22 protein-coding genes are annotated in these 19838 nt (G+C 46.2%); all 22 read right to left on the reverse strand.

Features of this window, described 5'->3' with window-relative positions:
• Positions 1-527, reverse strand: a 527-nt coding sequence (locus ACWNM1_RS24395) for an AbiTii domain-containing protein (protein ID WP_449602968.1), incomplete at its 3' end; no start/stop codon positions are given.
• 236 nt (positions 528-763) lie between these two features.
• Positions 764-886 (reverse strand): sporulation protein YjcZ, encoded by a 123-nt coding sequence (locus tag ACWNM1_RS24400; protein WP_218640949.1) that lies wholly within the window; start codon positions 884-886, stop codon positions 764-766.
• A 141-nt stretch (positions 887-1027) separates the two neighbouring features.
• A complete protein-coding gene (locus ACWNM1_RS24405) occupies positions 1028-1765 on the reverse strand; it encodes an N-acetylmuramoyl-L-alanine amidase (protein ID WP_449602969.1) in 738 nt (245 codons plus the stop codon).
• Complete coding sequence (locus tag ACWNM1_RS24410; RefSeq protein WP_449602970.1) at positions 1765-2031, reverse strand: phage holin family protein; 267 nt, start codon at positions 2029-2031, stop codon at positions 1765-1767. Before ACWNM1_RS24410 ends, ACWNM1_RS24405 begins: the two co-directional genes overlap by 1 nt.
• 15 nt (positions 2032-2046) lie before the next feature.
• Positions 2047-2325, reverse strand: a complete 279-nt coding sequence (locus tag ACWNM1_RS24415; protein WP_076136624.1) for a hypothetical protein — start codon at positions 2323-2325, stop codon at positions 2047-2049.
• Positions 2326-2449: 124 nt separating this feature from the next.
• Complete coding sequence (locus ACWNM1_RS24420) at positions 2450-3160, reverse strand: hypothetical protein (protein ID WP_449602971.1); 711 nt, start codon at positions 3158-3160, stop codon at positions 2450-2452.
• A 6-nt stretch (positions 3161-3166) separates the two neighbouring features.
• Positions 3167-6718 (reverse strand): pyocin knob domain-containing protein, encoded by a 3552-nt coding sequence (locus ACWNM1_RS24425; RefSeq protein ID WP_449602972.1) that lies wholly within the window; start codon positions 6716-6718, stop codon positions 3167-3169.
• Entirely contained in the window at positions 6708-7031 is a 324-nt protein-coding gene (locus ACWNM1_RS24430) for a hypothetical protein (protein ID WP_449602973.1), read from the reverse strand. Before ACWNM1_RS24430 ends, ACWNM1_RS24425 begins: the two co-directional genes overlap by 11 nt.
• Positions 7031-7576: a hypothetical protein gene (locus ACWNM1_RS24435; RefSeq protein ID WP_449602974.1), complete on the reverse strand. Its 546-nt coding sequence runs from the start codon at positions 7574-7576 to the stop codon at positions 7031-7033. The genes ACWNM1_RS24430 and ACWNM1_RS24435 overlap by 1 nt, the downstream gene beginning before the upstream one ends.
• Positions 7573-8403, reverse strand: coding sequence for a baseplate J/gp47 family protein (locus ACWNM1_RS24440; RefSeq protein WP_449602975.1), 831 nt, complete (start codon positions 8401-8403; stop codon positions 7573-7575). The genes ACWNM1_RS24435 and ACWNM1_RS24440 overlap by 4 nt, the downstream gene beginning before the upstream one ends.
• Entirely contained in the window at positions 8400-8837 is a 438-nt protein-coding gene (locus tag ACWNM1_RS24445) for a contractile injection system sheath initiator (protein WP_449602976.1), read from the reverse strand. Before ACWNM1_RS24445 ends, ACWNM1_RS24440 begins: the two co-directional genes overlap by 4 nt.
• On the reverse strand, positions 8827-9168 hold the full coding sequence (locus ACWNM1_RS24450; RefSeq protein ID WP_076302522.1) for a hypothetical protein: 342 nt from the start codon (positions 9166-9168) through the stop codon (positions 8827-8829). The genes ACWNM1_RS24445 and ACWNM1_RS24450 overlap by 11 nt, the downstream gene beginning before the upstream one ends.
• Before the next feature lie 2 nt (positions 9169-9170).
• Positions 9171-10151 carry an XkdQ/YqbQ family protein gene (locus ACWNM1_RS24455; protein WP_449602977.1) on the reverse strand — a complete coding sequence of 327 codons (981 nt, stop codon included), beginning with the start codon at positions 10149-10151 and terminating at the stop codon, positions 9171-9173.
• 14 nt (positions 10152-10165) lie between these two features.
• Complete coding sequence (locus tag ACWNM1_RS24460) at positions 10166-10798, reverse strand: hypothetical protein (protein ID WP_449602978.1); 633 nt, start codon at positions 10796-10798, stop codon at positions 10166-10168.
• A gap of 3 nt (positions 10799-10801) precedes the next feature.
• Positions 10802-14920 (reverse strand): hypothetical protein, encoded by a 4119-nt coding sequence (locus ACWNM1_RS24465; protein WP_449603006.1) that lies wholly within the window; start codon positions 14918-14920, stop codon positions 10802-10804.
• 230 nt (positions 14921-15150) lie between these two features.
• On the reverse strand, positions 15151-15561 hold the full coding sequence (locus ACWNM1_RS24470; RefSeq protein WP_449602979.1) for a hypothetical protein: 411 nt from the start codon (positions 15559-15561) through the stop codon (positions 15151-15153).
• 65 nt (positions 15562-15626) lie between these two features.
• Positions 15627-16070: a phage tail tube protein gene (locus tag ACWNM1_RS24475; RefSeq protein ID WP_449602980.1), complete on the reverse strand. Its 444-nt coding sequence runs from the start codon at positions 16068-16070 to the stop codon at positions 15627-15629.
• 3 nt (positions 16071-16073) lie between these two features.
• On the reverse strand, positions 16074-17426 hold the full coding sequence (locus ACWNM1_RS24480; RefSeq protein WP_449602981.1) for a phage tail sheath subtilisin-like domain-containing protein: 1353 nt from the start codon (positions 17424-17426) through the stop codon (positions 16074-16076).
• On the reverse strand, positions 17407-17652 hold the full coding sequence (locus ACWNM1_RS24485; protein ID WP_449602982.1) for a hypothetical protein: 246 nt from the start codon (positions 17650-17652) through the stop codon (positions 17407-17409). The genes ACWNM1_RS24480 and ACWNM1_RS24485 overlap by 20 nt, the downstream gene beginning before the upstream one ends.
• 84 nt (positions 17653-17736) lie before the next feature.
• Complete coding sequence (locus tag ACWNM1_RS24490) at positions 17737-18090, reverse strand: nuclear transport factor 2 family protein (protein ID WP_449603007.1); 354 nt, start codon at positions 18088-18090, stop codon at positions 17737-17739.
• A 222-nt stretch (positions 18091-18312) separates the two neighbouring features.
• The gene (locus ACWNM1_RS24495; RefSeq protein WP_449602983.1) at positions 18313-18717 is read right to left on the reverse strand and encodes a YxiJ family protein; all 405 of its coding nucleotides are present in this window, start codon (positions 18715-18717) and stop codon (positions 18313-18315) included.
• Positions 18718-18842: 125 nt separating this feature from the next.
• The gene (locus ACWNM1_RS24500) at positions 18843-19721 is read right to left on the reverse strand and encodes an aminoglycoside phosphotransferase family protein (protein WP_449602984.1); all 879 of its coding nucleotides are present in this window, start codon (positions 19719-19721) and stop codon (positions 18843-18845) included.
• Positions 19722-19838: the final 117 nt, after the last annotated feature.

Raw genomic sequence — 19838 nt, forward strand, 5'->3', positions numbered from 1 at the left:
TCATCTAAATTTTCAAACTTCTTCTCAAGTCCTAATATTATCTCCGTCAATTTAGATTTTACTTGAGACACTACTCCTTCAATTCGATTTGAAGGTATCATAACATTCATGCCGGCTATTTGAAGATTAAGATTCGAAATGCCGTGACAGAGTGCAGTTGGAACTTGCTTTGCATAGTTATCTCTGTTTGTCCCACTAAGAATTGATTCTATAGATGCAATACCATCACTCATATGCAGTGTTATGATCTCATCAATTTGTTCTTGAGAAATTAAAGATTCCAACGGCACTTGTGAATTAGAATACTTTACATTTTGATTAATGATAAAAGTACCCATTGGAGTACCTTTTAGAATTCTATAACTTGGAATTTCAGATCTGTCCTTATAACCTTCAAGTTCTCCATTGATCCAAATGATAATTATATCGTTGTCGAGGTCGCTCATAATAATCTTTAATCTCATAAGTATACTTTCAATACTTGTTTTTCCGCCCACTAAATCTTTCAAAAGCTGACTTCTACTCATAATTATCAGATCCTTTACCAGCATATAAGTGCTTTTTTGTACAATATTCCTAATATTCCTAACATTTCAACAAACTTAGCAGCAAAAGTAACGGAAATCTCTTAATATTATTTTATTTTTCGTATAATACTTTGGTAGTCTTGGTAATCTATTCTAAATGATCAGGAGATCATCTGTAAACGACAAAAAAGCCCACCAACCGAAGCTAGTGGGCACAATACAAAGCGTTTGAGAATTTAGATAAAGCATGAACAAAGGATAATGACCAGCAAGATATAAAGAACCAGAATCGCACCAGTGGATGTGAATCCAACATGGTGATGGCCAACGCCACCAACTCCTCCAACATTTCCACCCATCAGTTTTTCCTCCTTCATAAATGAATTCAACATAAAGTATGTTGTAATTCAGCCTTTTGCTTGGGCATGCATGAACGAGAAAGAGACGAGAAAAAGCCTACCTGTCGAAGCTGACAGGCTTAACCCCAAACGTATGGGATTTTACTTTAAGGTGATATTTACCGACTTTGTTACAGCATTATACTTCACCACAGTACCTAATGCCTCAGCCACGGCCCTCACTGGAGCCTGAACAGTACCAGCATCCAATACTCCATCAGCTACCTTTTTGCCGTTTACATTGACTGTCACTTTATTGTCCTTGTTCACTACGACACTCTCCTTTTTCTTTAAGCTTAAATACTGAGCGATGCCAGTCACATGACCGTCTACAATCGCTTGGATAACCGCGTCTTTTTTGAGTTTGGCAGCGTCGGTTGCAACATCCAAAAACAAATTCTCAGTCAGTACTGCCGGCATCTCGCTTTCTCGTACCATGTGCAAATTATCTGCCTTCTGCCCCCGATTGATCACTCCAACCGCAACCCTATTGAGCGTGTCCATAATCTCCTTGTGTAGGACGTTTTGAAGTGCTGCTGATGCGGCTGAGGCTTTTGTATATCTAAAGGTTTCAAAGCCACCAGAGCCGCCACCAGCATTACAGTGCATGGACACCAGAATGTCAGCACCAGCTTTGTTTGCAAGACTTGTGCGCTCCGCGAGTTCCAAGAATACATCAGAACTTCTAGAGAGCAAAACATGCACTCCATCATAATTTTCCTCAAGTCTCTTTTTAATCCCCAAAGCCACTGACAGTACGATATCTTTCTCTTTTAAACCATTTGCAACTGCTCCTGGATCCTTACCACCATGTCCTGCGTCGATCCATACCTTCTTCATTATTCGTCACCACTTTTCTTAGCTTGCTTAACCAGCTGATTACCGTACACAGCAACTGCACTACATAAAATCGCCTGCAGTACACTATCCACATCTAATCCAGTAGTCAGTACAACCAAGATGATTGCAGCTAAAGTAACTGCGTAAATGATTGTCCAATCTGGTACCTTTGGTGTTTGTTTAAGGATATACCCAATCACCCAGCATACTGCGACAACCATCAACAATTCCGGTTTAATAAAATTCGCAATTGCATTCCATTCCATATCAATTCATCCTCTCTATTCTTCGATTTTATCCAAGCGCTTATGCGCTTGCTTGGTAGATTCTTCAACTCGTGTTACTCGCTCTGTTAATGCATCAAATCGTCTTACCTGGTCTTTTAACTCAAATCGAACATCATCAACGCCATGTTTGATGTATTCAACGTCTGTACGCAGTGCCGCTCCACTACCAGCCTCCTGTGCCACATCCTTTTTAAATGCAGATGTTCTGGTTACCCACCCTAATACAACACCGCTTACTGCTGCGACTAATGCTGTGATCGTTGTAATCTCCACTACCTTTCCCCCCTTATATAAATAGCCCCCGGTGATCCGAGGGCAAAATAAAAACGCCTATATGGGCGTAATATATTGGAATATTTTGTCGATTAGTTAAGGTAATTCTCGTCGCGCGTGGCTGTTATGCAGACCCATTAATTAGATAAGCCCTAAAAGAAACTCTGTTGTTATTCAGCCCGGCAGCAGAGGTTCGCTGAAATGTAGAAGCCGATAATATTGTTAACCAGGTCGCCTGGTTAGTTATAAAACTGAGAGGTGCCACACCAGTTGTTGTCTTGACAAAAACAATAAAATCTGGCGAAGACCCGAAGTAGCTCTCAGTGAGCTGTATATATAGCGACTGCCATAAACCCAAGTTATTGATTGCTGCCAGTATGGCCGGAGGGTAATTATACACGGTGTTTTTATAGCAAGGGTATACGCTGTCTACTATAGGTGGAGAAGCGTTGTTGGTACCTGTAAGTTTAACTCCTTGGCTGTATGCTATTTTACCCACCGCGATATCTGCCGCTGTTGCAGTAGCATCTGAGGTAGCCGTACCGTCTAACCCTAACATTTCAACGCCCATGATGATGTTCTTAGCAGATACGTGCACGGGGTCGGCATATGTTAACTGCGTGCCGTCATTCACGGCTTGGAAGTTATTGCCCCCTATCCCCCCCATTGATAGAGATAAGTAACCTTCTTGCATATAAGCGCCTACAGCGGTCATTTCTTGGTCACCCATATTTTTCATAGTTCCCTTACCGTTGTAAATAGCTCCGGCACTGAATCCGACTCCCTCTAGCACTTGTGTTGTCTTGGCATTTCCCGGCAAACATAACTGTGTCATTCTTCTTTACCCCTTTCCGATAGATGCTGTTATATAGGCTGGGAAGGCATCATCACTATGAATCACCATGAGCCTAACTTCAGTACCCGCCTTTGCTCTTATGAATGCTGGAACAAATACGTAAGCTTCACTCTCTAACCGTTTGAGCGGACAAATCCCATAGTTTTTTAAACCTAGTCGTGGGTCGGTGTATGAAATGTACATCGAAAAGTCTGAAACACTCATCAGGGACAAATACGCCAACACCATTAGCGTCTGATCCGTTCCTGTGACCATGTAATTAAGAGCCATAATCCCAGCAGAAGAATTTGTTATCGGTTTGTCTTCTGCTTTTGCTAGTACGCTAGATACTCCCTCTAGCTCCCCACTTGCATTCCTAACTGGAATCGTATTGGCTGCCGCTGCAACCGATGTTGTGAATCCGTTTAATGTATTGGCGTTACCCCATACAATAGGTGCAGCAAGTACGCTTGTAATCCCATTCTCAGCAGCTAGTATAGTTACTGTCCATGCCCCGCCTAGCCCTGCCGCTCCATTATGTGAAGCCAGAACTTCAGATACTTCTATAGATGGGTAATTCCAAGGAGTGGTTAGACCCCCAAGAAGGATGCAACATTTCGCTCCATCGTATGCAAACCTAACAGAAGTAAACGGTAGACCGCCCTCGGCATATGCGGAAACTTGCGCCCATCCTGTCGCAAAGTTATACCCGCCTAGTGTAAGTTCCCACGCGCCTTTGCCATTTACGTACTCGTACCCGCTTATCTTTATACGCATCATTGCCTGATTCCACGCTACGGGTAATGTGATCTTAATTGTCCCTGTCACAACACCGTTTGAGTAGTAAGAGGCTAAATTGTGATATTTAACGGAAAGTGTGCCATAATCGCGCAAAAGAGGGGCTTTCATTGTCCCGCCGCCACTGGTTATGTTAGATACCCAAGGAGTGAAGACACTTGCGTTTGCTATTCTTGAATAAGTAATACCCGTTAAAACATCAATAGCCCTCTGCTCTGTATAAGAAACGCCTCCAGCCCCTTTAGATACGGTTAATAATCCATATGTGATAAGAGGTGAATTGGATGTTCCTGTAGGTTGATAGATAGGGTAAACCCCGTTAGTTGTGATGGTATTGTAATCCGTGTTATTTGCTATTGGCGGTCTGGATACCAATAATTCACCATCGTTTTTCCCCGTCCACATCTTAGCCCACGGTTGCCATATACCGTTATTAACTTTCTGTCTTACCCATGTGCCTCCAGTAACACCAAACCACATCTGCCAGATCCAATTACCTACATTGTCATGCACTTCTCCTGAGCTGACGTGTACTATAGCTTGACCATACCCAGTTTCAGGAGCGCCAGTAGCAGAATTGCCGATAGCATGAACTCCCGCTGCATACAAGGTGTCCATATTAGTAATTGTTGTGCCTGTACCAGATAAGGAACTGTAGGTATTAACACGTGGAACTTTAACGCTAGCGTCTAGCCCTGCATAACCATTAGCTAAGTTCTTTTTGCCCGAGTGCTCTTGTTCGTACCACTCAGAGATGACACCATTATAGATATTCCGGGTAAACACACGCATGTTTACTCCTACAACATAAGTGGTAAGTGTCTGGTTAAATCCTGCGTGCTTGGTAACCTTCAGAAAGAAAGATTGCCCTGTAACTGCTGCGGGTAGGTTCAGCATAGTCGCCGCGCTCGCATTACTAGGACAGCAGTATTCACCCTCTCCCAAAGTGTTCAAGTCAGTCGCGTCAGCAAGCGTGCCAGCCTTACGTGCTAGGTATAGAGGAATCTGCGCGTCCATAAATTTAGCATCTGAACCCAGCCCTGCATAACCACTAGCCACGTTCTTGCGGCTCGCATTCTCGTCCTCTACCCATGCATTCCAAGTACCAGCCCATCTACGCTTCCATGTACGCATAGTAGGTGTCTCTGTGAAACGCTGAATGATATCTTCTACTACTAAGATACCTGTGGTAGCCCCTGGTAGTCCCGTAACAGAAGAACTCTGGATATTGTATAGACCAGATGTAGTTAAGGTGTCCACACTTCCTGTTGTGATAGTGAATGCTGTTCCGTTGTTCTGTGTCAGCTGGTGCTTTTGAATTAAATAACCGGACTGAGTTACTGTGTCGTCTGGTATAGACTGTACAGCAACAGGAAGCGTAGTTGCGGCAGTACCGGTGTAAACAGCACTCAGTGTAGGAGCAGTAGCTGCCCCACCGCCGCTCAAAACTCTTGCAATTACAGTGAATGGGTTTGGTGCCGCGGTGCGCGCTTCTAACGAAACTCGCCATTTCGAGTCTGAGTCAAGAAAAGGTTCGCCAATAGATATATGACTTTTAACGACTCCGGTTACTTCTGTATACTGTGTACCTGATGGGTAAGATGCAGGATTAGAATAAGTACCATTAAATCGTTTAACTATCTTACCTGCGGTGTTAACCGTGTTGAAAGAACCTATGACTTCAATCTCATAAAGACCACCGTTGACAGGGAAAATAACATCGATTTTTTGGTTGGCAACCCCGTTAGCAAACGAGAAGTTGAACACTCTTTCAACAACTCTACTACCTAATATGGTACCGTCCGATAGCATGAGCTTCGTGGCGTCTAAAGCAGCTACGCCACCAGCTACGCCCTTCTCTGTCTTGGAAATGGAAGCATTCTTTGCATTGGTCTCGGCGGCGTTCCAAGCACTGCGTTCTACTGCGGTGAGATGTACTACGGTGCTATCTACGTGAGTCTTGGTTGCGGCTAGCGTAATATCAGGTGGGTCGAATGGGTTTGCCTTGCCACTAATAGTTTTAAGGTATTTAGTAAGCCATGAAAACCATTGAGTGAGAGAACCCGTTAAGCTATAGGGAGTAGCAATCGAAGGATCCGCAGTACGATTACCTATAGTAGCATCTGTAGCCGACCCCACAGCTCCAGCTCCAGGAGTGAGCCCGGCCAACTTCGCCTTCTCTGCAGAAGAATAATCCTCCGTTGAAAGTTGTTTGCCTGATACCTTGTCCACTTTGACCGAAAGCTGATTGGTGACTGTAGCCGCAAAGTTTGGATCATTATTCAGTGCATCCCCGATTTCCTTTAGTGTATCCAGAGCATCCGGCGCGGCCCCGACCACAGCTTGAATACGCTGGTCAGTCTCCGTTTTGCTATAAGTGGATAACTTATCTGCCTTTACAAGCAGTGCGGTATCTGCATAGGTTTTGGCTGATGATAGAGCAGCATCTGCTTTAGTTTGAGCACCTACAGGTGTCTCCTTGGCTTTCCATTCCGCTCTTTCAGCAGCCGTTATATGCTTAACTGTATCTTTTTTATGTGTATCAATATCCGCAGCGTTTTGACCTGCCAGTTCATGGACGATCTCAATACCATCTTCTATGTGATTCAAACGCTGAGATGTAAGGCGTGTACCTTCTTGGACCAGTTCGTACAAAGGCCGTCCGGTTTGTGGGTCAGTCTTTTGCTTTCCCGAGGAATCCCTTATCGGCTTGGTCAGGTCGGGAATCTCGTCCTTCCACTGCTGCTTGTTATACGCCACCAGCATTCACCTCCAATCTCAAAACAAATTCAAAGGCAATCAAAAACCCCTTATCGTTTTTAGTTACGAGAAGGGGTTGATCTGCCAGTATATTACCTTCAGCATCCAACAAGGCTGCGCCTAAAAGTTGTTTACCGATAGCTTGCGTCTCCGTTATATAAATGTACTTTCGAACAGACAAACCAGACACAATTGTGTTGTAAATAGGATACGTCGTCTGAACGCCTCCTATATTCACCCACGCGCTGACGATGTGGCCATTCAAATTCGAAATCAACTTCTCCAGAAACAACTGCTTAATAACGTCTGCCATTACTCGCCTCCCCCAAACGGCACTTCAAACCCGCAAATCGGGAAGTCCACTCCATGCGAGTACCCAGTACCTTTTATATTAATGACTTGCGTCGGAACTGCTGAACTAAATACTGCTCGACGAATATGAACCGGACGCACGTATTCAAAATCAGCCTGTAGACCTGCCATGTTAAACGGTTGAACTAAGGAAAATTCAAAATGGATCTCTTTTGCAAAAAAATCCTCTGAAACACTTATCAACTTACCATGCTGATTCCCCAGTTCCCGCAGCAGAGGTAACTTAAAAGGACGATCGCCCCAGCGCTTCCGACGTATCGCCTCTCTACGTTCATCGTCACTTCCCTCTTGAGTCTTCCGGAAGTATATCCACTCCCAAATCCACAATGACCAGGTAGATCTCCTAAGGATAAACTGATTGCTCAGATCATCTATCGTCTGCAGGCGATCATCCATTTCCTTCTCAAAAACTGAAAAATGACGGTCTGCCATATCAATCTCATACCAATAAGGTGGCAGCATTTCACGATATCTCAGCGGGATCATAACAAGATCACTTCCACTCTCAAAACAGATGACAACGGAAGAACAATATCCTCTACATCACCATTAAGGGTTAGATTCTCGTAATCCTCTACGCCAGGTAGCAGTAATAAGGCAGCCACGTAATTGTATATTAGTTTGGAACGTCCACTCGCGTAATCCAACACACGCTGTTGAATGGTTGTTGCCAACACAGTCAGATCGGTACCGCTAGATGTTAACAAGCTTGTCTCTAAGCGTACATTAAATACCGGAGCCGGATGTACCAATAAGTCATGGCCAGCGATCCGCCGCTCCTCCCACATCCATGCTTTGACCGTCTCAGCAAATTCCTCAGTAATCGGCTGTCCGTCCAGGTTGGTCAAGTAAAGATCAATGGAATTATCATGCCGTTCTTTTTCACGGGCAATGGCTCCACCCACACCTGCCTTCTCCGTGGCCCAGGTTTCATAATCTTTGCGACGTCCGCTCCCAATTTCCGTAGCAGCACGTTCAAGCATACGCAAGCGAAATGTATCATCACTTTCACCTTCCTTGCGGGTAAGACCTGCAGCCCATCCGTGACCATCGAGATACTCAGAGTCCGCCCAGATGGGAAAGCCCTGAAGGAATCCATAAGTCCATAGCATTTGCTGTTCGGCAAGCTCCAACGCAAGAGGGTACCACAAATCATAAAAATACTCCCCTTCTCCTGTTGGCGGCGGTGGTAACCCTCGTTCAAGCGCCAGGGCTATGGCACGGTTCACCCAACGTTGATAGATTTCCTCTGGCTCTTCTTCTAGGATAGGCATGTAGGGGAGTGACGGTAAATCACTCAGTTTAATGGTCATACACTAATCGCCTCCTCCAGTTCCACTTGACCCGCTAAGCCAGTTATCAATATTCTAAGATGCATCTCTTGTCCTTCTCGCATCATCGATCGCACCTCAGCACGCACAATCTCGGTATGAGCAGTCAAAGCTTCCTCCATATCTCGTTTGATCTCTACATCTTCCCAAGTGGACCACTCCGATCTCTCCACGCCAACCTCTTCCCCATACAATACATAACGAAAGCGTTCTGTATTAAGGATTTTGAGCGCTGTCTGAACCAAGTACTCAGCATAAGAACCTGTCTTCTTCGGGTGCCCATCTTCAGTGAGTACGGCACGCCGGTTACGGTAATCGATCACGTAAGTCCATTTTGTAGCCGATACAACCGATTCTGTAAGCTCGACTTCTCCGATATCTGATATGTCCAATTCAGGAAACAAACTATCCGCCACTGCTTCCCACATCCTTTCCGAGCACATAATACCGCTGACTCGTCATGCGAGAAACGATAAGCTGATCTCCAACCTTCAGGGGGCTGGGAATCGTTAGGACACCAGTTAACTTTGAAACCTCAAGTTGATCAACCTCAAAGACTGCATCGATACGGCGTTCCTGCAGATATTCTGCAAAGACCAGTTTATCTGCAGGATAAGGTTTCGGGTCACCTTCTACCTGTATTTCCGGTTTACTTGGCCAACTCAATAATGTCGCACGTTCGGTATCTCGGGCGTCAATATGACCTTTCGTCTTTTCCTTCAACAAATTCAAAGCATCACTTAGCAACGTTACTCCCTTCTTTCCAGCTCAAGCTTCACAGTGTACAACCCATTCTTAAAACTGCTCTCAGCAGACTCTACAATCCACTTGGAGGTATGGTCCGTTTTGATCAACACCATCCAGCCAGCCCGAAGCCCTGTCAGCGTGTGGTCTTCATGCTTTACAGTAATTTTCTTAATCTGCTTCGCCTGAGACAAAGCCTTCAGGCGCTGCATAGCGATCGTGGCCGGGTCCTCATCTTCCTCCACCTCAATGATTTCCTCCATCCGACCCATAGTCTGCACTGCTCCTGCCGCTGTCTTGGTGACGGAGGAAGATAGCTTATCATCCTTGTACTTTTGAGCTGTGACCACTGTATAGGTCTCTTCGATGCTATAACCGGTGGTACTGGCTTCCATCTGTTCTGGAATGAAGACCGGAACAAGAGTGTTCATCCCCTCCCGAACCACCTGCAGGTAGAAACTCGAATCCGTCCGAACTACATCTACATGATAACGGTAGCCGCTACGCTCATATGCCTTTTGCAGCACATCCAAGATAACTTCTGAATGAAACATCGTGCCATACCGTTCATCCAGGTTAAACCCTAACGCAGGACATCGAAAATCAATTCCGGTAGTCTTGATATAACGCTGAAGCTCAGCCCCGGCTTCACCCTTTAGGTATGGGCGTGTGCCTTTGTTCTTCGCTAAATACCAACTCATCTCCCGAGCTTCAACCTCCCATTCATCCGTGAACTCATTTTGTTCATACTTGATGATGGGTCCATGGAAGAACTGATTCTTGTGATGAAGCACTCCCATTCCTTTCAGCCGCGATGAAAAGCACATCAGCATGCCGGCTACCTTCAAATCAGCAACGTTGCGGAGTCGAACAGTTGCGCTACGTGCGATTTCATCTCGTGCTGAAGACCAGGACAATTCAACTGCCGCATCCGTTAACAGCTGCCGGTTACTCTCCTTTCCGTAAAGGATCGCAAAATTGTCCATTTTAATCCCACCCTTTATTTTTTAACACTAGAGTTCTTGTCCAGAATTCGTTCCTTTTGAGCCAAATAATCAAAGTTTCCCTTTTTATTGTCGGCGGCTGTTTTTGCTTCGGCTTTCTTCTGCTTATCGCTCTTCTTAGTTTTATTTTTACTATCCGTTTTCCCTGTTGTATTAGGTCGATTTTTGGATGATTTGGTTATGATTACACCTGGCTTTAAAAGCTGCTTGGTGTTGGAGTACGACACGATTTTAACTGGGTTAAACTCTACAAAATTAAAACTGATATGCAGATTCGCTTGGCCATCTTTATACGTAGCCTCGAAACTCTCAAACCACATGGTCTGCGAAAAGAGCGATTCAAAGTTAATAACAACCGGTTTGAGCTTCCATTCCTCCATCAACTTCCAAGCCTGTTCTGGAGACTGGTAAGCCACCGTCTCTTTGCCGGTTTCCCAAAGTTCCTCCCAGGCTCGTGGGAAGATCACAGAAAAAGAGACCCGCTTCAGCTTCGAAGTGAGTCTCTTACTTGTCTTCTCTTCACCTGTGATTACTACAAAGGAATCTATCTCATTGCTGCTAGTGATCTGAATCTCTGCCGGTGTAATTGGAAATGTGAAGCGATTCTTATCACGTATCATGGTCAGCATGATTTACCCCCCGCTTTCCAGAGCATTGTACAACTCTTCGCCGAAAACCTTGCGGAACAACGCTCGTCCCTGTGGACTGGTCAGCATCTTGGCGAATTCAGCAAAGTTGGTAATTCCCTTGGCCAGTTCACCAAAATCGATGTTGATGTTCTCAATTACGATATCACGGATCGCTGCAGGTGCCTGCGCCAGTGTCTTCGCTAACGGGATACTGGAAGATCTCATGCCTACTGCACCACCATCTGCGTAGGGACGAACACCCAGTAGGCTCCCCGCCTGTTCCCACAATGCTCTTCCTCGTTTACTCCGCTGCCGCGAAAGTGGAATAATCATCTCCGGACCAGCTTCACCAACCAGTCCCATATGTGGAGCGCTAATCAACCCACCATCGGCATACTTCTTCTTGCGCTTTTTCCGACGGCCAAAGAATCCAAAAATGCCATCATACATTTTCGTGGCCAACTTCTCACCGCCGATTGTTCCTAACAGCCCCCCGATTGCACCGCCAACGGCTGTACCTACACCAGGCATGAGAAAGGTACCAAGCATTGCACCCGTTGCCGCGCCACCTAAGATCCCGCCTCCAATTCCACCAGCTACCTTAGCAGTCTGTCGCCCGCGCTTTCCTTTGCCAGCGAAGAGTATATCCCAAGCATCCATGGCGTAGCCAACAGGTCGAACCACTTTACCAAGTAGTTTCGTACTTCTGGCAAAGGTCTTCATCTTGGCAGCCTGCCTACGCAATTGATGACCCGTTGAGCGTATCTTATAAGCATCAGTGAGGCTGCTCGCTTTACTCATCGCCTTGGTGTAACGCTTCATACCTTGCCTTTTCACCATTTCAAGAGATCCGTGAATCCCTTCGGCATACCCAGCTCCGTAACCTATATTATCGTTGTTATCATCAATGTAAGCTTTAGCCTTGTAAACTTGAGTTCGGAAAGGCTGCGCGCCAACAATCCCTCCGTTTGCGTAAGCCCGAACGCCCAACATTGCGCCGGCCCGTTCCCACAGTTCCACACCACGCTGGCGGCGCCCTGCAGAAAGTGGAATAATAGCTTCAGGTCCTGCCTCACCAACCAATCCAAGGTGAGGTCGAGTAATAATATCGCCGTTTGCATATGCGGCACCACCACTGGAATTGGGAAGACTCGAGGTAACAAAAGATTTCGCCGCACCTGCTCCAGTCAAGGTGTTCAGAATACCCATAGCACCGATTGCTGTCGACTTAAGTTCAGGGAATTTACTCTGCATCCCCTTGGAAATCCTCGTAATAATGGTACTGCCCCAGCTTTCACTCTGACTCGTAACCGTTTGTATCGATAGCAGCTGCTGCTTCGTCTCATTTGTAGCCGTCTTTACTGCAGTCCCGATTCCGAGCATACTCGCTCCCGCTGCACCAGCACCCTGAACAATTCCAGCTGTGCTGGTCTTCGTTGTTACACCCAACTGCTGAGTCTGTCCAGATGTTTTCTGTGCAGCCACTCCAACAGCCTGAACATTTTGCTGAGCCTTACCCGATTCTGTGCTTTTCCACGCGCCAACAAATGTATTCTTAATCTTATCGACCGTTTCTTTTACACCGCTCTCGTTAACAGCACTGGTCAATGCGGTCTTTAATCCATCCTTGGCGACATTGGCCCGGAAAGCGTTGAAGGTCTCCTGTAATTGTTTTTCTCGTTCCGGTGTCAGGTTACCAAAGGTGACCTTGGCTTCAGGCACAACTTTAGCGGTAACTGCAGGCTCTTCCTTCTTCTTTCTTTTACCTGTAATCCAATCACCGATCGAATAGATGCCATCTACTGCCTTTTTCGTCCATCCAGCATTATCAGCCATGGAACCAAGCTTTTCTCCAACCCAGCCACCAGCTGCAGCGCCCGCTGCGGTTCCAAGCGGACCAGCGATAGAGCCAACTATTCCTCCGACTACCCCTCCAGCCATACCACCTACCATGGAACCGCCAGTCGAGGATATACCTGCCCTTAAACCGTCTTTCTTCGAAGCTTGGTAGAGATCATATCCAGTAAGACCAACCCCGGCTACAGTTCCAAAAATACCGGCAGCTTTAAGAGCCTTCTTTCCACCTTTAAATAACCCCCTGATCCCCCTGCCCCCCGGTACATCAGGAATAACATCCGGGATAGGTGGACGAGTCGGAAGCCTATTAGTGTTCCGGTAGGTTACACGGCCTATGCGCCGTTGCCCCACAGCTGGAGTTTCGATGTCAGGTATGTCCGGTGTGCTCGTCCTACGGCGTGCAGAGAGAGAACCATTCGAGTTACGGCCACGTCGGGCATTTGCACCACCACTCCCAGATCGTCCGCGTCGCCCCCGTCTCTGACCACCTCTATTATTTCTTCCACCACCATTTTGCCCACCGAGCCCTCCAGCCTCATTGAGATAAACCACACTGGCATTGATGGTCATTGAGGAAACGGTGCTTAAACCGCTAATTCCTCCGCTGCTGCCATTACCTCTACGACCTCGATTAAGTGTGAATCTACGTCTTGCTGATCCGCCAACTTCTTCTATTGAAGTCGAACTAGAGGCAGTACCTGAATTTCTTCGACTAAACCATCCCTTTACACGCCTTGCTCCTGCAGTCGTATCATCTATAAGACTTTTCCCAAATTTCACACCTTTAATTGTAGCAATACTGCCACCAATAAGTAGTAGTCCCGTGTTAATTGCTGAAAAATGATCTTTATAGATACTCGTTATTCCATTCACGAAATCAACAACATTTGAGCCCAATGCCTGTATCTCATCTTTGTTTTCAGTCAACAAAGTATTGAATTGTTGTAACGCTGGAAGAACTGCTACTGAAAGATTTGCTCCCAGCTCCTGCATTTGCTGATCAATCTGTGCTCGCGTCTGAATAATGTCCTGCATGGGATTGGCATTCTGTTGAGCTTTGACCATTCTTTCCGTCGTCCCTGCAATACCTGAAGGCGCAGGTTGAAAAGGGACTTGGAAGGTCTTAAGTACAGCACTTCCGTTGTCTTCCGCTGTAGCCGATCCAAGAGATACTAGAGAAGCCTTCAACTCACTCTGTGACTGACTTGCCAAATCAGCAACTAGGGCCATCAGTGCTCCCTTTGCACGTTGCTCCTCACCGGAGTTAATGTCACCAGTAAATGAGACAGCTTGCTTTGCTGCGTCGTTCTTACCAGCTCCGCGCAGAGTGAAATACTTCTCCATGTCCCCCGCATCGAGAGCCTTCACGCCGAATGTCTCTTTGATAAAATCGGCAGGCTTATCGAAATTGAAGGCTCCCTCTTTGACGCTTTGGGTCAAGAAGTTGGCCATCTGACCGGAGTTTGCACCGGTATTTTTGAAATATCCGCTGTACTCCCAAAAGGTGTCGAAGAGATCTTGCTGTCTATCTCCTACCTCTTTATAGGCATACATCATGCTGTCAGCAACGGAAGCATATGTTTCACGAAAGGTGTCCGAAGATTGTGCCAGCGCACGGTTAATTTCTTCAGCACCGGCATCTGGTCGGATATATTGTATCTTTGACGAAGCACTCAAAAAGTCACTGGCTTGTGATTTATCCCGAACCAGCGGAGCTAGATCTGCTAATTGTCTGGCCCCTTCCGTCTGAGAAGAGATAATACCCTGAGCATTTAGATCTTTCACTGTCTGAAGACCTTGATCACGTGCAGCTGTAGGCAATAAGGCTGCGCTTCGGGAAGCTTCAGAATAGTAATCCATGACATTCCCGAATAATGCGTCCTTGATTCCGCCACCTAGCACTAGAGCACCTGCAGTTGCCGCAATCGTTGTAATCTTGGAAGATATACCATCAAGAACTGGGCTCAATTCATCTTGAGCACGTATATGCACACGAGAATCACTCATTCCGCGAATCTCTGAATCTGCACGAGATGCCGATCTGCGCAGATCGTCTGCACCGGAGCGAGCTCGTCTGAAAATATCATCAATGTTCGCTCGTCCCAGTCTCCGAGTTTCGTCTGCAGCATCATTGATCCGACTACCTAAATCATCCGCTGCGCTTCGGGATCGCCGAAGATCAGATACAAGGTTGTCCCCCATTTGTCCAGAAGTTCGACGAAAATCTAGTAAATCGTTAGTCGCCCCAAGAATGGCCTTCCGCATATTCTGGACAGCACCGGAAATAAAATCCCGCGCTTCGAACGGAACCGTCACTTTTGTTGTCGCTGCTATAGTTGTTCACCCCCATCCTGCCTATTTCTTGTTAGCCAGGCGTTTGGCTTCTTCCTCAGCAATCATCCCCGCGGCAAGACAGAAATAATACTGCCGCTGTTTATCCACCTCATAAGGTAGGATTTCAGCCGGCAGCCGCTTCTGGTTAATCCAAAAGGATGCTACCCAGCTTGCTTCTCCGTCTTGCTTGATGAGTTTTTTGCTTCTTTCAGTAGCGCATCTTTCGTCTCTTGAAATTTGTTCACTGCCTTACTTAGCACAGCGTAATCGGCAGGGTTGTCCAGGATACGCGGAGGTAGCTCATATTTGCTGGTGCAATTGAAGGCGAGCAGTAAATCTTTATTGTTCCAATCAAAATCGTGTTCAGTTGCCTTGACAATCATGACATCAATCTCGTTATAGGATTCTTTCGGATCCCCGTTTTCTTCATAGGCCAGCTCATAGGCTCGGCGTACCTCAATAGTGGTCAGGCGGCGCACAGACCATTCTTCTCCATCTACCGGTACCGTGATCGTATCATCGTTCCGACCTGCTTTGCCTTTGGATAGATATTTTTCTAATTTATCGCTCATAGTGATTCTTCCTCCAATTTTTAATTGATTAAGAGATTTATAAAAAAAAGGACGGTTACCCGTCCCTATGCCATATAATCCGGAAACTGTTCAATGAAGTCAAAATCATTCGCGGTACCGGAAAGCGTGATATCGATGCCATTATTGTCGTCAATCTTGGCAACGAGTAGATCCATTTCATCATGAATATGCACACCGCTGATCATCACCCGTTCTACATTACCAGTCTGCATGTCCTCAAGAGAGCCGGTGATCCGGTCCAGGAACATCGTCTTACCCGCCTTGAAATTAGCAAGGAGCCTGTAACGAAGAGAGGACTCCAGTTTTGACATAACCAGCTTTACGGTGATCTCATACCCGACGATCTGTTTCGTCTTAGACATCTTCCGCGCACGGATAATATCCAGTGTCTCTGGCTTCAGGATAACCTCCACTTCTTTAATGGTCTGAATCGAGTCGCCATTGTCATCCTGTACGGATAAATTACGGCCAATAAGTTCGCGTTCCATCGATTACGCCACCTCCCAATCAATATTAAAGATCTCAATCGCGTCCAGCGGTTTTGCAGACAGGGAGAAGTAAGCATAATCCATATCACTTTTCTTCGTTGGATGCTCAGTAAATGTAAACTCTGAGTCAATCGCCTTCTGTCCAGCACGAGTCTTCAGATAACTAACGACTGCTGCGATAAACAACCCCCGACCATCCTTATCATTGTCCAGCTTAGCCTTGTTTGCTTTACCAGCAGAGTAGATGTCGTTCAAAATTTGGTCAATCGTCATGGAAACTCGAATCTTGCCGAAGTCCTCTCGTTCCCCGGCACCAAGCGTGGTCAATGTGTTCACTGCCGACTCAATAATATAGTCGTAACCATCCCGGGTAGCCATCAGGGTACCTTCAGCCAACCCCTTCAAAACCTCACTATGGCTCCAGTCCACTAGCGCTTCAGTCATTGGTACCTTAACACCCGTAAATGATTTATTCGCTGGTGTTCCAGCTGCAAGACCAGCTACCCAGGCCGCCCACTGCAGGGAGGTATAAGTCTTTCCGTTGGAATGTTCACCAGCCAAGGAGCAATTGATGATAAAACGTGCATTGGCAGCCCGGCTGCGTGTGTTATGAACTTCAATGTCATCATCCGTAGATGTTGCGCCTGCAATCACTAGCTGCGCCAGCTTACGAGCCTTGGTGCGTCGATCTAGCAGCCATTGCTTCGCCGCCGCCTGTACAGCAGCTTCTGAGGAAGGCAAGTACACGACATCAAATACCAGGCCATCAATCCGATTAAATATACCGCTCCAATTGGCTGCCGTAATCGCTGCAGTACCGGTAACTCCGCCGGCCAACTTTGTATAGGCAACATCAGCCAGCGCCATTGCACCTGTGTCCTTAAAACGCACCATGTTGGACTTTTTCAGAGCATTGATAGCTTCAGTTTTATCAGCGACCAAGAACGTCTCAGTATCATAGATACCTAGCGTATCCCGAATGATAATCTCTTTCTTTGTTGCATCCACTAGACTCGCCCGAATTAGGTACTCAAAATCATTTCCGCGAGTACCTGGATAACGTGCCTCAATTGTGTAGCTGCTGGCCACAGCAACCGAAGCAGCTACCTCATTCCCATTCGTAACCCTATAACCCACTACCGTTGCGCCATTCTCTGCAGCCAGTTCCAACTCATCTACAAGTAGACCAGATTCCTTGAAGCGCTCGGATTGATCCGCCATATCCACTGCTTTATTCGGCAGCCCCCACTCGGCTTGATACGGTATCAAAACGCGACCAGATACCGATAGGACACGAGACTTCGCAACCGCCTGCAACTCCACATACGCGCCTGGTCTATTCCGTTGTATCGACATTCACTGTTTCCTCCTTTTTTGTCAGTCCCATATAGGCCTGCACCTTTTGAATAACTTCCTGCTGAGACAGCAGGGTATCTTCCTCACAATCAAAAAGAGCGCCGGCAATTTCAAAGCGTTCCCGCTTCAAAACCACTGCGCTCTCAATCCATTCCTGCTTACTCCGCTTGTTCAGGGTATCTGGAACAACATTAGTAGGCTGGCGAATCTGTTTTTTTAGGTTCATGCTTTAAATATTCCTCCCTTTTTCCGGACCAAAAAAACCGCCTTTCCTTAGGCGGTTAATGCCGTACTATTGTTCCTCGTTAGCTTAAACAATAGGCGTACCTTGATGGAAAACCATTTGCCATTTTGCATCTTTATATTTCCACACTGAGCTACGTAACGAGTGCTGTATTTTTTCTTCGTTGAATATTTTATAAGTGGTTAAGACTATATCTTCAGATAAAGGATAAATATCAAAATCACTTAGTCGCATTCTGACGACACCAATTCCATTTGGACTAAGCCCTTCCTTTTTACTCCAAATCTTTCCTGAGCTACCAAATTCAAAAAAATCATCCGCAAGTAATTTAGATAACTCTTTTGCTGAGGATCGAACCTCAGGTTCTAATAACCTTTTTTCAAGTTGGAGTAGCTCATTTTTTATCGAATCGACGTTAATTTTATATTCCTCCTCTCTTGCCTATTGGTTGAAATGCTTTCCTTTGCAAAGTTGAAACATAGATCTTTATCAAAATTTTGATTTTGTTTCAGTTGCTCACCAACTAAAACGCTACTTATATAAATTACATGTCTTATTCCGTTATCCTGCCCATAGTTGAATAAAGGCAGCGGATCGCAGTGACTGGCCGGCTGCCTTATCGTGTATGAGCTAACGTCCCCGTTAATCACATAATCGTTTTGATAAATACATCAGTAGCAACATTCGAGCTTCCTCAAAGTTCTTGTACTCACGACTAAATACCTCGTAATCATTGATTATATCCTCAATAAACTTGTACTGTTGAAACCAATTAAAGAATGACAACTGTAATTTTTCGATTTGTCTTTGAGGAATTTCTGCTGTTTTACCAGCTAAAATGTAACTTAAAGTACCCGCAATATTCATGCAGTAAGTGTTAAAATCACCGACTAAAGAGTTTTTGTCGTCCGTTAGCTTCATAAAGTCAGAGCGAAAATCAACCTGTATTTTATCAGTGTCCCTATACGGGAAGGGATTATCTAATTCGATGCTTGTCAATTTTTGAATCACATTATCCGCAATAATTAACCACCCCGTTTTAGCCATTTCTTATATAACTTATTTCGGTATACTACTCAACTATCCTGCCCGTTAGCTTAACGAAGGTTGTCGGAGAATACCCCTAATGTTAGCAATTGATCGACGACTCGGGCCTACTTTTTGAATAGACCTCAATCCAGGCATTTGGCGAAGCGCTCCGTTATTTGGATGCCTCTGTGCCAATCCGTCCCTCCGTCTTCAATCGTCCAGCACGCTTCAAGCACGCCTCGTGCCACACCCCACATCGCGATTCGGCGAGGGTCCAAGCCAAGGCGATCGGCTATAATCGCAATCCGGTCCCGTAGCACCTGCTCGCAATCACCACCTCGATCCACGTAGTTAAGCAGATACTGGATAGTATCAAAATGAATGTCGCCGATGATGCCTTTGGGGTCAATGACAACCCATTGCTCTTCTCCTTGTCGGAGGATGTTTTCATGATGCAGGTCTCCATGCAGTAGTAGATTCTCTCTCGTGGTCGTAATGAGATACGCCAGACATTCTTCGGCATTTTCCACCCAGCTCTCAGGCAGTGGCGCTGCAGTGTTTACATCGTCGAATCGCTCGCGGTATCGCTCGATTGCCGCGAAGTGCTGCTTCATGGACGGGTACAGACTACCGGTTGGTGCAGGAAGGTGAAGGCGGCGAAATACTTCGCAAAAGATATCCGTCGCACTCGCATCATCCTCAATTGTCGACAACGGTGTGCCAGGGTCGGCACCCTCCAGCAGGGCCACGCCCCACTCCTCGTCTGCATCTAGCACATGAATCGCCCCCCGGCCCTCATAGGCACGAAGCACACTAACTTCCCTAGAAAGCTCGTCCTTCATGAAAGATGATTTTAGGACTGCTGGCTTCCCGTCACTGCGCTTTGCGCGGAGTACGAAGTTATAGGATAAATTGGGAAATGGAGCTTCTGGACTAAAGTCGAAGCGGCTTGCACAGTCGGTAATCAACCCAGGCAGCACTTCCGCCCATGCTATGCCTTGCTTACCGTAGAGTTCGTGCATTCTTTCAATAAAAGTATCAGGGATCACAATCATGCCGCAATGGCTCCTTTCAGCGAAGTAGTCTGCTTCTACTCTTCTTCGACATGAGATGATGTAAAATCCTGTTTACCCAACTCC

The sequence above is a fragment of the Paenibacillus sp. Marseille-Q9583 genome, assembly GCF_976954365.1.